This is a genomic window from Kordia algicida OT-1 (assembly GCF_000154725.1).
Taxonomy (GTDB): domain Bacteria; phylum Bacteroidota; class Bacteroidia; order Flavobacteriales; family Flavobacteriaceae; genus Kordia; species Kordia algicida.
On the sequence record NZ_DS544873.1, the window covers coordinates 1,244,979 to 1,259,295 of the forward strand.

A 14,317-nucleotide genomic window follows, 5' to 3' on the forward strand; every position below is an offset into this window, starting at 1 on the left:
CAACGTTTATCTTTTCATATAAAATCACGTACAATTACGTATTGCTTATATAATAAATTCCCTATAAATTACAATTCGTAAAACTAAACTTTAACCCTAACTTTAAATAATGAGCTATACATTTGATTTCTCAGGAAATTCTCACCTGACAGACCAAGAGTTATCCAATACCAATTTCCAATCTTCAGATTTTACCGTACAATGCTGGATTCAAACAGCACAAGCCGGAGAAATTCTCTCTAAAAAATCGAAAGATCACTCGTTTGCATTACACATAAATACGCAAGGAAATGTAGTATTTTCAGTAGAAGAAGCTGGAAATACGCGAAACATTACCGCGACAAATCTCTCTGTGCTTGATGCAAATTGGTACTGCATAACTGCCATAAAAACAGAAACATTTTTGTACATCTACATCAATAATTTTTTATTGCAAACAGAAAACACTTCTGAAAAATATGATGAAAATGTATTCAATAAATTTACAATAGGAGGAAATAAACAAAACCATTTTAAAGGAAAAATAAGTCAAGTTTCTGTGTGGAATCGCGCTTTATTAGAAAGTGAAATAACGAAAACTTATGATGAAGGTGATGTCGCTTCTATTGCTGGACTGATTAAAATTTGTGAATTAATAGATGTTTCAAAAGATTTTACAACGAATTCAAATGCAGAATTAACGGTAAAACTAACAATAAAAAACACATCGTTTGAAACATTACAATTGGTAGCAACAACGAATGAAATCATTCCAAAACAAATAGAAGTTGATGAAGAAGTAAAAATTTGCCTTGAAAGCGATTTATTACCAATCATCAACGAATCGTTTCGGTACAAAAACAAAAGTGGAAGCACACTCATCACCATAAAAAAGAACTTAGATCGTTTCAATACGTCCATTGTAGCCTTATCTGATAAAGATTTGGTAGACGATTTAGCAATCAAAGAAAATTCAACACATACCTCAATAGCCGAACTCAATATTGGAGAAAATAGCGTTGTTGTCAATACAAGAAATTTGTATAACTTCTTAAACAACTTGCGCGGATATTTAAAATGTGACCAAATTCAAACATCTGGTGGAAATCTAATTGACGAAATTGAATACAACAAAGCAAGTCAAATATTTAATCGTAGATTTCAACTAAAACCGTTTGCAATCATTTATTGTGAATCTACCGAAGATGTACAACGCGTATATAAAGATGCCATTGCGAACAACTTGCCAATTCGCGTACGATCTGGTGGACACGACCATGAAGGAGAATGCTCTGGAACTGATGTTGTGTTGCTAGATATGACACGAATCAATCATATTGAAGTAAGTCACAACAAACAATTTGCGCGCATCGGACCAGGAAATCGTTTCAAAGATTTAACGCCAGTATTGGCAGAAAATGGCGTTATGATTGCACACGGAACCTGTGCGACTGTTGGAGTTGCAGGTTTTACGCTTGGTGGCGGTTGGGGACCGTGGACGCGAAAACAAGGAATGAATTGTGAAGCTTTAGTTGGTGCAACTGTTGTTCTTGGAAATGGAGAAATTACCAAAATCCGAATGGGAGATTCTGATGAAAAAGACTTGCTTTGGGCATTAAAAGGTGGTGGCGGAATGAGTTATGGAATTGTTACAGAATTAGAACTTAAAGTATTTGAATTACCAAAAGAACTCATCAAATTTGAAGTAGAATGGAATAAATATTGCGATGATGATCCGACTATTTTTCACGAAAATACCAAAACAAAAGACATCATTCAAGCGTGGGAACATATCATAATCAATAAAGATGATGCGTATTCTGGAAGCGACTTTCAAAACATACAACTCATCGGAACAAACCTGAAAGTTTCTGGAAAACATTTGGCTAATCCAGCAACATTCAATCCTGAAAAGGAAAAACACAACTGCATCATGTACGGATATTGGGAAGGAAACTCAGACAGTCTCAAAGCATTTGTGCAAACCTGTTTTGTTTCTGCCATGCCAGACGAATTGCGTTTGATTGGAAAAGGCGGACAAGGCGCAAATTATGCTGATGACGGATTAATGAGTGCATGGGACAGGGAATCATTCTCGGCAATACGAGAAACGATCAAATTTTCACAAGATATGGTTGCCAGCAATAGCAAATCTACAGCAGTGAAAACAACAAGAGAAACCTACGATGAAGTCTACAAAATATCCAAACCTTTATTAAAAAGTGGCGAAAATGATCTTGATACAGCGTCACAAATATTTCATCCTGTATCAAACAAAAAACCATTACCGCCAGATTTAGACGCGCCTGCACCACATAAAATTACATCGCGAATGGCAAACAAAAATGGTTTGGGTGATGTTGGCGTGAATCAATTAATTAGTTCCTTAACTTCAGAATTAATTTTACCAGACAACAGAAAACTTGGCTTATTTAACTATATTACTTTGGGTGCGATTGTTGGAAATTTTTATGATACAATGCCAGCTTCCGACAAGGAAAAAAGTGCTTTTCCATACAAAGACAAAACCTACACAATTCAATATCAAACTTGGTGGAATACGGAGTTGATTCAAAAAGAACAAGAACAAAATAATGCGGTGTACGACAGCACAAATCGCGCATTAGATTGGATGCAAGTTTGTCGCGATTATGAAATTGAAAATACAAGCGGTGCATTCATCAGTTTCAAAGATGCTTCCATACCAACAGCAACGTATTTTGCAGACAACTATGAAGCGTTAATAGCAGTAAAAAAGAAATATGCAGAAGATCCATTAAATCATTTCAGAACAAGAAAAACTATCATATAAACCAACTCAAAACCTATGAACACAAAAGAAATTAGTAGCGTAGCTATTTATCCTCCAATTGGAATTGCGCGTATTGGAAATTCAAACAAACATTTCTTTGCGCCAGACATTCCTGGTGTAGAAATTACGCCAAAAGGTGGCTACAAAGACAAAAAAGGACGTGTAAAAAAGCAAGTTGCTCGTTTTAGAATCTATGCATTTGACAAAAACGGAAAAGTTTTAGGCGAAATCACTGAAACGAAAGATCATAACATTCAATGGCGCGTTCAAGTTGCCAATGTAAAATCGGCTTGGTACGAATTTAACAATGCCTTAGATATACCAAATGCAGGAATTCCTTCAGCATACAGAAATTCGGATGTATCTGATAGAACTCAATTGGCAATTACGCCAACGCCAGTAAGTATTTCAGGAAAAAATGAAAAAGGCAAAAAATATGATTTTGATGATGGAGAATTCTTCGGAAAAAAAGTAAAACTAGGTCATGTAGAAACGGATGAAGACGGTCGCTTACTATTTTTTGGTGGCGATGGAAAATCGGCTTCAAAAGATGACAAACCTGCCATTACCTTTGCAAATAATCAAGGTTGGCATGATGATACCTGTGATGGAGTAGTGCGTGCAACAGTAAACATTGCTGGAAAAAAGTTTGAAGCAGAAGCCGCAAATGTTGCCGTAACACCACCAAACTTTGGACCAGGATTGTATGGTGTAGTCACGATGAATGATGTGGTACAAGACTTATTTATCCGTGAAATGGACTATCCAGATTCGGCAGCAGATGGTGTTGTATTTTACGAACACATATATCCAATGTTGCAGCGAATGACAGATACACAATGGGTAAATCAAGGATTTTTTATGTTATTTGGAAAAAATTCGCCTTCTGACTTTAACAATCTTGAATTTGTAAAAAAACTTGCAGATCCTTCAGAAGCAAACAAAGAATTGCGTTATCGTGTATTTGAATGGTTTCGTGATCCAAATTCAAATAATTATGAACCACAAAAAGTTCCACCATTTTATGGAGATGGTTTTGGAGAATATGAAAAAATTGCCATTGTCGATTTACCCATCACACAAACTCAATATGCACGTTTAAAATGTTGGGCAAAAGGTGATTTTACGACTGGAAAACCTAAAAAATATATTCCTTTTGATGAACTATCGCCAGCAGAACAAATTGATGCGTTAAATCAAGCTCCGATGGAAGAATGTCTCGGTGGACCATTTCATCCAGGAATTGAATTAACTTGGCCAATGCGCGTGAAACAAATGTGGAAAAAACCATATCGTCTAAATGTAGTTGATGAAGGAGAAGCAACCGATTTGGACTTCGGACCATTACTCTCGCCAGCAATTGTTTTAGGAAAATCAAAACTTCAAGATGAAAATGGTAATGAAAAAGCAGGACCATTATCCAAAAGCGGACCAGGCGCGTTGACACGTTGGTTGGGCGTTCCGTGGCAAACGGATGAAGCAAGTTGCTTGTCAGGATATGATTTAACATTATACTTACCATTACCATCATTTTGGGCAGCACGTGTTCCCAATCAAGTATTGAGTGAAGATAGTTACGAACGTAGTATAAAAGAAGGAAACTTAAACATAGCACAGCGTTTAAAACATTTTGATTATCGTCAAGATTGGTTGCGTGATTTAGGTTCAGTATATCAAACAAAAATAAATCACATGATTTCTGAGTGGCACGAATTAGGAATTATTGCCAAAGCAGAAGACGACGCGAAAAACAATGAACAAGGTTTCTTGCCAGATCTTGTTTGGAAAGAAACAGGACGTAAATTTGGTGAAGACGATCCAACATTTACACAAGTTGTCAGAGCAGAAACAATCATGGATGGATTGGGCGATGAAAAAGCAAGAAAAGCTGCAACAGAAGCTGATACCTTAACAACGGCAGGTTTACTTTCATCACCAAAAGTAAAAGCCGCGTCACATTCATCAAATAGTACGCGTAAAAGAAGGAGAGTTTCTCGTGGAGAACGATAAACATACATATCAAGCAATTATAGTTGGTGGCGGTCCTGCGGGAATCGCCACTGCTATAACTTTGCACGCCAGAGGAATTCGTTGTTGTGTGGTGGAAGCGCACAAAACTCCAGTTCGAAAATCGGGCGAAGCCATTCCGCCAAATGCAAAACCTTTGTTGAAAAAACTTGGAATTTTGTCTTTGGTTGAACATGAAAAGCACGAAATATATTATGGTAATAAATCGTGTTGGGGAAGCGATCAATTAGAGCAAAAAGAATTCATCGCTGATAAAATGGGACATGGTTTTTTGCTAGATCGATTGTACTTTGAAATGCAACTTCAAGAACTGTATCAAAGCACAAATAATAGCTTTTACAAAGGCTACAAGCTTAAAAAAGTAGTTTCAGACGAAACGAAAACAATCGCTACCATTGAAAACGCAACGGAAACCATCACACTAAGAGCAGATTTTATCATTGATGCTACAGGAAGAAAAGCTTCTGTTTGTAGACACTTAAACGTTCCAAAAGAAAATTTAGACACACAATTCGCCTTAACTTTTAACGTAAAACTTTCAGAAAATTTTCCGAATGAAATTATCGTAGAAGCTACTGAAAATGGTTGGTGGTACGTGGCGCCATTTGCGGAAAACGAAATCACCATGATGTTTTTTACGCTCAAAGCGTTGCTTCCTTCCAAAGAAAACTCAAAGACATTTTTAAGAACTGAGTTACACAATACAAAACATCTTTCAAAAATTATAACTGACATAACAATTGACACGGTAAAAATTATGCCCGCTGGCACAAGTTGTTTGCAGATTCCGTACGGAAAAAACTGGTTGGCGGTTGGTGATGCTGCATATTCATATGATCCAATATCTTCTTACGGAATCACGTCTGCGCTAGCTTCAGGATTTTACGGCGGACATGCGGTAGCAGATTTTTTAAATAGAAAAGATGCCGCTTTAGAAACCTATCGTTATGTTGTGGAAAATGCTTTTAGAGCTTACATACAAAAATTAATCGCGCATTACGAGTTGGAAAAACGATGGGAGCAAAGTCATTATTGGAAACATCGTTTGGTTGTTTTTTCTACTGAAAAAGCTTTGTAGCTATTCATGTTTGCAAATAGAAGAAACATGCTAAAACACATAAATTTTCTGAATATTTTGTACTTTAGTAAAAAACCAAACATAATGAACGAAACCATCCCAAGAGAAACTTTTTCTTTTTTAACCCGACTTAGCGAGAACAACAACAGAGAATGGTTTACCGAGAATAAAAAAGAATTCAAAGAGATTGAAAGAGAAGTCAAACAGTTTTACAATCAATTGGGAGAATATTTAAATAAACACGATCAAATTGACAAAGTAAAAGTGTTTCGTATTTATAGAGATGTTCGGTTTTCTAAGAACAAAACACCTTATAAAACACATTTTGGAGGAAGTTTTTACAGAGTAAAACCAAAATTACGTGGCGGTTATTATCTTCATATTCAGCCAAATAATGAATCGTTTCTTGCAGCAGGTTTTTGGGATCCAAATAAGGAAGATTTACTCAGAATTCGTAAAGAATTTGAAATGGATGACACAGAAATCCGCAATATCATCAACAAAAAATCATTTAAAGACATTTGGGGAGCATTTGAAGGTGATGAAGTAAAAACTGCACCAAAAGGATTCAGTCGCGATCATGCTGCTATCGATTTAATCAAAAAGAAACAATTTATCTTCACTAAAAAATTGACAGACAAACAAGTGACTTCTTCAAATTTTATGACAGAAGTTGATGCCCATTTTCAAGCAATTCGCCCATTTTTTAATTATATGAGCGAAGTACTTACAACCGATTTAAACGGCGTATCGTTGATAGATGAGTAGTTGTTAACAGCTTAGTTTTAAATAACTTCGCTAAATTTTACATCTTTATCAAACAATAAAATATTATCCTTTAGACGTTCAATGACAATGTTCATCATGCGCTTGTTTAAAGGTGACGAATTTTCAATGTATTGAAGATATTCTTCCAAGGTAAATTGACCAATAACCATTCCTTTGAGTGAATTTCGAAATTTCATATCCTTCTGAATCGCATTTTCTATGTAAAGCAAGCGTTTTTCAAGTGATAAGTCGTAAAAAACATTTTTTCGTTTGGTAATATAATTTCGAAAAGCAGCAATTAACAAAGGACTTTGAAGCTTGATAACAGGACGTAATGTGACATTTTGAAAGCGCTCGTCAGTTGACATATTTTCAGAGATTGACTTTGGGGAAATCTGCGGTCGCGCTTTGACTAAATCGTTTTCTCGATCGTTCATGACAATAAAGTTTTTATTAAATTTATTGATAATTGATGTTGATTCTTAACAGGTTATAAACAACTTGTTAACGATCTTATCAACAAATCAAAAACTTACAAATTCATCAAGATTCCTATAAGAATTCTGTATTTTTATACTTTATTAAAAGAATACGTATGAAATTCGGAAAAGTTTCCAATCCTGAGATAATTGATTTCACCTTACCAAAAGATCATCCTGAAACAGAAGTAGTGTTACAAAAATACAAAAGTGACGAAAAACCTTCTATATATGTTGGTTGTGCCAAGTGGAATCGGCAAGATTTGAAAGGATTTTATCCGCGTGGTACTAAAGATGAATTGACATATTATGCATCGCAATTTAATTCGATTGAACTAAATGCTACATTTTACCGAATGTTTCCTGCCGAACAGTTTGAAAAATGGCGAGATAAAACACCTGAAGGATTTAAGTTTTTTCCGAAAATTACCCAAGAAATCAGTCATTGGAAACGTTTGCAAGCTACAGAAGCTTTGGTCGATCAATACATATACAATGCTTCTCATTTACAAGAAAAACTAGGAACAATCTTTTTGCAAATGCATGCTAATTTTTCACCAAAAGATTTTGATCGCGTGGTGAAATTTGCAGAATTCTGGCCGAAAAATGTGCCACTGACGATGGAGTTTAGACATACAGATTGGTATAATGATGAAAAAATTGCCAACGAATTGTATCATTTGTTAGAAGAAAATAATATTGCAAATACGGTAGTCGATTCTGCCGGAAGGCGTGACATTATGCATATGCGTTTAACGAATAACGAAGCGTTTATTCGGTATGTTGGCGCCAATCATGAAAGTGATTATGCTCGTTTGAATGATTGGGTTGATCGCTTGGAACTATGGATTTCACAAGGATTGAAGAACATTCACTTTTTTGTTCATCAGAATTTGGAATTAGAATCTCCGTTGTTATCTGCTTATTTCATTAAAAACTAAATGACGTTTACAACAAAAAATATCACTTCCAAAAACCCTATCACAAAACCGCCAAAACCACAAAACTTTATTCTAGCGAACGTTTTAAGAAAAGATTGAAAATTCTTTTAAAAAAATTCTATATGAATTGATTGAATAGGAGAGAAGCGATGTGTATTTTTGTTGATGAGTTGATGAGTTGATGAGTTGATGAGTTGATGAGTTGATGAGTTGATGAGTTGATGAATTATAATATATAAACATCTGCAATTAGAAAAAAACAAAATCTAAAACCTAAAACCTAATTCCTAATACCTAATACCTAAAACCAAAAAAACATGAGATTCCACACAAGAAAATGGGTCAAACCCGAAGATTTAAATCCTAACGGAACATTATTTGGAGGAAGATTGCTTGCTTGGATTGACGAAGAAGCAGCCTTGTACGCCATCATTCAGCTAGAAAATCCAAAAGTCGTGACCAAATACATGTCGGAAATAGATTTTAAAAGTTCCGCTAAAAAAGGCGACATTGTCGAGATAGGAATTGAAGTTGTAAAATTTGGAAAATCATCAATTGTGTTAAAATGTGAAGTGCGAAACAAAATGACACATGAAACTATTTTGACAGTCGATAATATCGTCATGGTAAACTTAGATGCTGACGGAAATTCGCTTCCACATGGAAAGAGTAAAGTTGAATTTGTAAAAGATCGTTTGGGTTCTTCTTAAAAAATTACTTTTAAACATTATAACATAAAGGATAAACCGAGAGTTTCTCCTTTTTTTTGTTTGTGAATTATGCAAAAACGTCTCTTGTGTCATTCAAAATTATAGCCAAAAAGAGTTAAAATATTAAGAAAAATATATTTATATAGAATATAATTTCCTACAAAAAAGAAAAAGTGTTAGGTTTGTAATTCAGCAATACTATAAAAAAACTTTAACAAGTTTTTATGAGCTCAATTCTAAATTGGGCTCTTTTTTTCCGTATCTTTAAGAGGAAAAGCATTAACAAAATAATTTGCTGTTTAGTTAATTCTTTCAATATACTGGTTGATTCGGCTTAAAAATATTAACCAGATAGCGTCCTTAATTTCAAATATTAAGGACGCTTTTTTTGTGAAAAGTGATAATTATTTTCCAAATACAACTTAAGACTTCAATACAAGGATTTTATAGCTTTTTACAATGCTCTAAAAAGAAATTAACAAATTCATTGTTAAAAAAAATAGTTTTGAATTTGACTTAGAATACTTAAATATGCACTGCAAAAGTATTCCCCGATATGAAAATTGTTCAAACGATTCCTGTATACAACAGAAAAAGCAAACGTGTAACGAGTCTTAAAATTTCTGATTTTGAACTTATTAAAAATGAAAACGAAGAATTTTTTGATGTACAAGGCGATTTTGTCATTGTAAAAGATCGCTTTTTTAGAATGCCACATTTGGTAAAACCTTGGACATTTTGGATAGAAAACGGAAAGCCAAAAGCCGAACCCAGCGAAAATATTTCGTATACAAGCGTACTTTTTGCGGTTGAAGCTCCTGATAAAAATGAATTTGATTACAAAAATGAATTTCGAGCGATGAATCCGCTTGCAGGCTATTTTCAAAGTTTTAAAAATGGTTTTATAGAATTGATGGCGCAAATTGCATCGAGTGATATCACTAATTTTGAAGTTACTTTTTATACCTTAGTTCCGTATCAAACTTCATTACATTATCTATTAGGAAAAACAGGAAGCAACCAAACGCGTCTAAATTTTTGGTTTTATGGTTGGATCAATCTCAAGTATCGAAATGATTTTATGAATTATTTAAAGCAGCATAAATTTGATTACTATATAAACGGAAGTACGCGCGCTTTTAAAGGAATTATTTCGCAAGAATTATCGCGTGTGATTGACGTAGAATACCAAGTACATCACCCAAATAGCGGATTTTGGAAGCGAAAAAACATCAATTTGGGAATCAAAAAAATAGTGCATTTGCAACTTACAGAAATTGCCTGGAACTAGAAGATTGTAACTTGGAATGATAATTGTGTGTTAACTTCTGAATTTGTCATTGAAAAAATGCGTAATATTGTAAGACGTATTTGCAATTGATTAGAACGTACAGATGTTGTTTGGAATAAATTTAAAATCAAAATTTCGTATCACTTTCCTCTTTATCCTAATTGGGATGCTGACTGTGCATGCGCAAAAAGATACGACGAAAACCAATACGAACGATGCAGACATTACCAAAGGACGCATCAAACTCCCGTTTCCGAAGGCAAAAGATCCACTAAAACCACAAGATAAAGCTCCGAACTTTATGGAGTTTAAAACACCAAGCTTGTTAACGAAAAAGAAAACGAGTTTGATAAAATTACCAGAATCCAAACGAGCTTCGCTCAAAGAAGAAAAAGAAATTGACTTTACAGGACAAGAACGCTACGTTACGCGTAACAAAGAGTTTGAACGAAAACTGAATAAAAAAGACAAGCAAATTCGTCCAGAATATAAAGTTGAGCAATACTTAGGCGACTTTAAAAGCAATGGAGAATTTGTAGAAATTGTATGTCGAGATCATGAATTTGTCGATGGTGACAGAGTTCGCGTATACGTAAATGATGTAGTGGTTGTAGAAAACATCCGATTGGAAGCTGTATACAAAAAACTAGACATTACCCTGAAAAAAGGATTTAATAAAATAGACTTTCAAGCATTAAATCAAGGTTCATCTGGACCAAATACGGCCGAATTCCGTGTGTATGATGACAAAGGCGAACTCATTTCTGCCAATGAATGGAATTTAACTACAGGAATTAAAGCTACGATGATTATTGTAAAAGAGTAGGCTTTTTTGATCGCTCTACTTGTTTTAATTACATGGCTGTCATTCTTACGAATGCAATAATCTCTCTAAAACTGCTTTCACAAAAAATGTCTTTTTAAGTGAATTTACTCAAGTAAATTTATATTTTGACTACGTTCAACAGAACTATCGAAAAATGCGATCAATCATGATTCGTTCAAAACACTTTTCATAAAAACTTGCAAATCCGAAATTTCAAAAAAAATTTTGCGCTTTACAAAATGTAAAGTATATTTGACATTATGAAAAATAAAGTTGTCAATTAAAATAAAATATCATGGCGAAAGAAACATTCTGTGAAGCAGAGGAAAGAAGATTTGAGAAATTTAAAAGATTTGGATTACCACATTCCTTCAAAAAAATAGGAATTGCTATTGTCATCATCGGATTTATAATTATGATTGTAGGTAAAATAGCAGATTTTAACACCTTATCTTTAAAATTCATTCTGAAGCGTGTCATATTAGTTGGATTGCTCATTGCAGCCTTATCAAAAGAAAAAGTAGAAGACGAAATGATTCGAACCATTCGTGGACAAGCATTTTCCATGGCTTTTATTGCAGGTGTTGTTTACACTTTAGTACAACCATTGATAAACTACCTTGTATCGTTTGTCGCAAAAGATGACAAAAGTTTATTAGAAGATGTCGGAGACTTTCAGGTTTTATGGTTTCTTTTAACGATGTATCTATTATTTTTCTACATGATTAAAAAAAGATTGTAATGAAAAACCGCATCAAGATAGAACGCGCTATTTTAGACATCACGCAAGACGAATTAGCAAAGAAAATAGGAGTTTCAAGGCAGACAATCAATTCTATTGAAAAAGGACGTTACGTGCCATCTACAGTATTGGCTTTGAAGTTGAGTAACTTATTTGACAAACCGATCAATGAATTTTTCTTTTTGGAAGAAACGGATTAAAAAGTTATTCCTTTGAAATACTGAAAATATTGATGGCTTTTGCTTTTCCGCGAAGTAACAAATCATCAATATTTTTTGTAACATAATCTTCAGGAAGCTGCATTTCTTTCAATAACGATTCAGAAATCAACATATTTGCACTGTAGTTATTGCATTCCGATTGAATCCGCGCGGTTGTATTAATCACATCTCCGTGATATGCAATTTCTTTCTTAACGCTTCCTACTTCGGTTACCATCAATTTTCCGCCATGAACACCAGCTTTAAACTCTGGAACCAAACCGTATTTCTCCTGATAATACGCACTTCGAGACGCTATTTTTTCTTTAAAACCAAAATACAAAGCAACTGCATTATTCCGTTTTATGCCGCGTTTATACGTCCAACTCAACACAGCTTCATCACCAACATATTGGTAAATTTCGGCATCGTATTTTTGTACAATTGTATTCAAATCATAAAAACAATCTTGAATCAACTGACTATACGTATAATGTCCCAAATTCTCAGCAATCGTCGTAGATGCCTTTAAATCGAGAAACATAAAAATTCGTTTTTCTTCTTGTGGTTTTCGGTACTTTCCTAGCAACATTTTCACAAAAACACCGCGACCAAATTTTTCATTCGCAATTTTTATAAACGAAAATACCAGCGAAGCTACAACAAAGAAAAACATAATAGACCAAAATGTTTTATTCGTTCGCCACCATCCGCGTTCTTCATAAATAGAAACATCGAGCATATACCCTGTATATTCTACCACAAAACTGACCAAAAAAATCAGTGTAACGAGATAAATGAAGTTTTTTGAGAAAATGATAATGCCTAAAGCTAAATTTTTTGCCAAATACCGATCAAATAAAAACTCAATAAAAGCATAAAAAATTCCAAACGGAATCGCAGAAATACTCACGTACATCAATAAATTTTGCAAAGGCAATTGATACTTTGGAAGAATACTCACACCTTTTTCCTCAAAAACACCAAAATAACGGACAACAATCATAAAGCCAAAGGCAAATACCCAAAAAATAATAGATCGTAACGTGAATAATAAGTATTGTTGCAAGGTGCGTTTCATAGTTTGCAAAATACTAAAAGTCTCGATAAATTCAGTACAAATATGTATTTTGAATATGTATTTTTTAAAATAAATTCTGAAATATAAATTGTACATTGTCTGCAACAATCAACATAAAAATTATGAAAGCTTTCCTGAAAATTATAGTATTATCCATGCTGATATTCGCTTGTAAAAGTGAAAAGAAAGATGCCGAAAAAGTGCCAAAAGAAGAACAGAAAGCAATTGTTTTAAAATCTAAACTACTACATGAGGTAAACGGATTAACTCATTGTGAATCTATTGTGTATGATGAAAATAAAAATATTTTATACGCTTCATTAATTGGGAACAGAGAGGCTGGCGATGGAAGTGTTGCTACAGTTTCTCTAGAAGGAAAAGTGATTGATACAATGTTTGTAAAAGGTTTGAACGATCCGAAAGGAATAGCGATTACTGATGATAAATTATACGTGAGCGATGTTACTGAATTAGTTGAAGCTGATATCAATACGGGCGAAATCATCAAAAAACACACATTGGAAGGAATAAAATTTTTAAATGATGTTGCGATTGCTCACGATGGAACTGTGTATGTTTCGGACACGTTCAATTCTTCCATTTACGCACTAAAAACTGATGGAACCTTCTCAGAATGGTTAAATTCTGAAGCATTAGAGCATCCAAATGGTCTTTTAAAAGTCGAAAATAACATGTACGTAAGTGCTTGGGGAAATATGGTTGGACCTGACGGAAAGAAAAAACAAAGCGGGAATTTCTTAAAAGTAAACATGGAAACGAAAGAAATTACAAAGGTTTCAAAAGATACTTTGGGAAATTTAGATGGCGTACAAATCTATGACAAAGACAATTTTATCATTTCTTCTTGGCGAACGGGAAAAATTATGAAAATCAATAACAATGGAGCAGTAGAAGATGTTTTAACGGTGGGAATAAGCGTTGGTGATATTTTATACATTCCTGAGAAAAAACTCTTGGCATTACCGATGAATAGACAAAATCAGCTATTAATATATAAACTTCAAGAGTCTGAAAAATAACTTTTCAGACTCTGTTTCTTTAAAATTTTAAAATTCTCTATAATTATCCGCAAGGTGTATATACAGACTCTGGACAAGCAAAATAGCATTCATGAAGATTCACACTAGAAGTACATGCACCAGAAACTCCTCCACCTTTGGCTTTTTCTGAATTTAATTTTGAAATAACTGATTTCTCTAAACTGAGTGATTTGATTTGTTGTTTTTTCATGATTTTAACTTTTTGATTCAAATCAAAATACAAAAATAATGACGTAGCGATTTACGGGAATACCTTATTTAACGTAAAGTCAATGATTTTTAACAATATTTTGACAAAAAAATTTAAATCCTGCAATCTTT

At 33.9% G+C, this 14,317-nt stretch carries 14 protein-coding genes; 11 read left to right on the plus strand and 3 right to left on the minus strand.

What is annotated here, in order from left to right; all coding sequences use genetic code 11:
* The first annotated feature begins 109 nt into the window (after window positions 1-109).
* The 4 genes from KAOT1_RS21865 to KAOT1_RS05285 all read left to right on the plus strand — a co-directional run bounded on the left by KAOT1_RS21865 (window position 110) and on the right by KAOT1_RS05285 (window position 6,665).
* Window positions 110-2,791 (plus strand): FAD-binding protein, encoded by a 2,682-nt coding sequence (locus KAOT1_RS21865; protein ID WP_007093692.1) that lies wholly within the window; start codon window positions 110-112, stop codon window positions 2,789-2,791.
* A gap of 15 nt (window positions 2,792-2,806) precedes the next feature.
* Window positions 2,807-4,801 (plus strand): LodA/GoxA family CTQ-dependent oxidase, encoded by a 1,995-nt coding sequence (locus tag KAOT1_RS05275; protein ID WP_007093693.1) that lies wholly within the window; start codon window positions 2,807-2,809, stop codon window positions 4,799-4,801.
* Window positions 4,788-5,897 (plus strand): NAD(P)/FAD-dependent oxidoreductase, encoded by a 1,110-nt coding sequence (locus KAOT1_RS05280; RefSeq protein WP_007093694.1) that lies wholly within the window; start codon window positions 4,788-4,790, stop codon window positions 5,895-5,897. The genes KAOT1_RS05275 and KAOT1_RS05280 overlap by 14 nt, the downstream gene beginning before the upstream one ends.
* Before the next feature lie 84 nt (window positions 5,898-5,981).
* A complete protein-coding gene (locus tag KAOT1_RS05285; RefSeq protein ID WP_007093695.1) occupies window positions 5,982-6,665 on the plus strand; it encodes a DUF2461 domain-containing protein in 684 nt (227 codons plus the stop codon).
* Between the two features lie 17 nt (window positions 6,666-6,682).
* On the opposite strand, the gene KAOT1_RS05290 is transcribed toward KAOT1_RS05285, so the two are convergent.
* Window positions 6,683-7,102 carry a hypothetical protein gene (locus KAOT1_RS05290; RefSeq protein ID WP_007093696.1) on the minus strand — a complete coding sequence of 140 codons (420 nt, stop codon included), beginning with the start codon at window positions 7,100-7,102 and terminating at the stop codon, window positions 6,683-6,685.
* Between the two features lie 158 nt (window positions 7,103-7,260).
* Between KAOT1_RS05290 and KAOT1_RS05295 the strand changes: the two genes are divergently transcribed.
* The 6 genes from KAOT1_RS05295 (at window position 7,261) to KAOT1_RS05320 (ending at window position 11,854) form a co-directional block, all read left to right on the plus strand.
* A complete protein-coding gene (locus tag KAOT1_RS05295) occupies window positions 7,261-8,085 on the plus strand; it encodes a DUF72 domain-containing protein (protein ID WP_007093697.1) in 825 nt (274 codons plus the stop codon).
* Window positions 8,086-8,402: 317 nt separating this feature from the next.
* Entirely contained in the window at window positions 8,403-8,795 is a 393-nt protein-coding gene (locus KAOT1_RS05300) for an acyl-CoA thioesterase (protein WP_007093699.1), read from the plus strand.
* 556 nt (window positions 8,796-9,351) lie between these two features.
* Window positions 9,352-10,086, plus strand: coding sequence for a hypothetical protein (locus KAOT1_RS05305; protein WP_007093700.1), 735 nt, complete (start codon window positions 9,352-9,354; stop codon window positions 10,084-10,086).
* Between the two features lie 103 nt (window positions 10,087-10,189).
* Window positions 10,190-10,912, plus strand: coding sequence for a hypothetical protein (locus KAOT1_RS05310; protein WP_007093701.1), 723 nt, complete (start codon window positions 10,190-10,192; stop codon window positions 10,910-10,912).
* 295 nt (window positions 10,913-11,207) lie between these two features.
* Window positions 11,208-11,654 carry a hypothetical protein gene (locus tag KAOT1_RS05315; RefSeq protein ID WP_007093702.1) on the plus strand — a complete coding sequence of 149 codons (447 nt, stop codon included), beginning with the start codon at window positions 11,208-11,210 and terminating at the stop codon, window positions 11,652-11,654.
* On the plus strand, window positions 11,654-11,854 hold the full coding sequence (locus KAOT1_RS05320) for a helix-turn-helix transcriptional regulator (RefSeq protein WP_007093703.1): 201 nt from the start codon (window positions 11,654-11,656) through the stop codon (window positions 11,852-11,854). Before KAOT1_RS05315 ends, KAOT1_RS05320 begins: the two co-directional genes overlap by 1 nt.
* Window positions 11,855-11,858: 4 nt before the next feature.
* Here KAOT1_RS05320 and KAOT1_RS05325 read toward each other — a convergent pair whose 3' ends face one another.
* The gene (locus KAOT1_RS05325; protein WP_007093704.1) at window positions 11,859-12,935 is read right to left on the minus strand and encodes an adenylate/guanylate cyclase domain-containing protein; all 1,077 of its coding nucleotides are present in this window, start codon (window positions 12,933-12,935) and stop codon (window positions 11,859-11,861) included.
* Between the two features lie 122 nt (window positions 12,936-13,057).
* Here KAOT1_RS05325 and KAOT1_RS05330 point away from each other — a divergent pair, with 122 nt between their 5' ends.
* Window positions 13,058-13,975: an SMP-30/gluconolactonase/LRE family protein gene (locus KAOT1_RS05330; RefSeq protein ID WP_007093705.1), complete on the plus strand. Its 918-nt coding sequence runs from the start codon at window positions 13,058-13,060 to the stop codon at window positions 13,973-13,975.
* A gap of 43 nt (window positions 13,976-14,018) precedes the next feature.
* Here KAOT1_RS05330 and KAOT1_RS22750 read toward each other — a convergent pair whose 3' ends face one another.
* Window positions 14,019-14,186, minus strand: a complete 168-nt coding sequence (locus KAOT1_RS22750) for a hypothetical protein (RefSeq protein WP_007093706.1) — start codon at window positions 14,184-14,186, stop codon at window positions 14,019-14,021.
* Window positions 14,187-14,317: the final 131 nt, after the last annotated feature.

Coding starts and splice junctions, on each gene's coding strand:
- KAOT1_RS05290 (WP_007093696.1), bottom strand. CDS start 7,102: ATGAACGATCGAGAAAACGATTTAGTCAAAGCGCGACCGCAGATTTCC.
- KAOT1_RS05330 (WP_007093705.1), top strand. CDS start 13,058: ATGAAAGCTTTCCTGAAAATTATAGTATTATCCATGCTGATATTCGCT.
- KAOT1_RS22750 (WP_007093706.1), bottom strand. CDS start 14,186: ATGAAAAAACAACAAATCAAATCACTCAGTTTAGAGAAATCAGTTATT.
- KAOT1_RS05295 (WP_007093697.1), top strand. CDS start 7,261: ATGAAATTCGGAAAAGTTTCCAATCCTGAGATAATTGATTTCACCTTA.
- KAOT1_RS05305 (WP_007093700.1), top strand. CDS start 9,352: ATGAAAATTGTTCAAACGATTCCTGTATACAACAGAAAAAGCAAACGT.
- KAOT1_RS05275 (WP_007093693.1), top strand. CDS start 2,807: ATGAACACAAAAGAAATTAGTAGCGTAGCTATTTATCCTCCAATTGGA.
- KAOT1_RS05325 (WP_007093704.1), bottom strand. CDS start 12,935: ATGAAACGCACCTTGCAACAATACTTATTATTCACGTTACGATCTATT.
- KAOT1_RS21865 (WP_007093692.1), top strand. CDS start 110: ATGAGCTATACATTTGATTTCTCAGGAAATTCTCACCTGACAGACCAA.
- KAOT1_RS05285 (WP_007093695.1), top strand. CDS start 5,982: ATGAACGAAACCATCCCAAGAGAAACTTTTTCTTTTTTAACCCGACTT.
- KAOT1_RS05300 (WP_007093699.1), top strand. CDS start 8,403: ATGAGATTCCACACAAGAAAATGGGTCAAACCCGAAGATTTAAATCCT.
- KAOT1_RS05315 (WP_007093702.1), top strand. CDS start 11,208: ATGGCGAAAGAAACATTCTGTGAAGCAGAGGAAAGAAGATTTGAGAAA.
- KAOT1_RS05320 (WP_007093703.1), top strand. CDS start 11,654: ATGAAAAACCGCATCAAGATAGAACGCGCTATTTTAGACATCACGCAA.
- KAOT1_RS05310 (WP_007093701.1), top strand. CDS start 10,190: ATGTTGTTTGGAATAAATTTAAAATCAAAATTTCGTATCACTTTCCTC.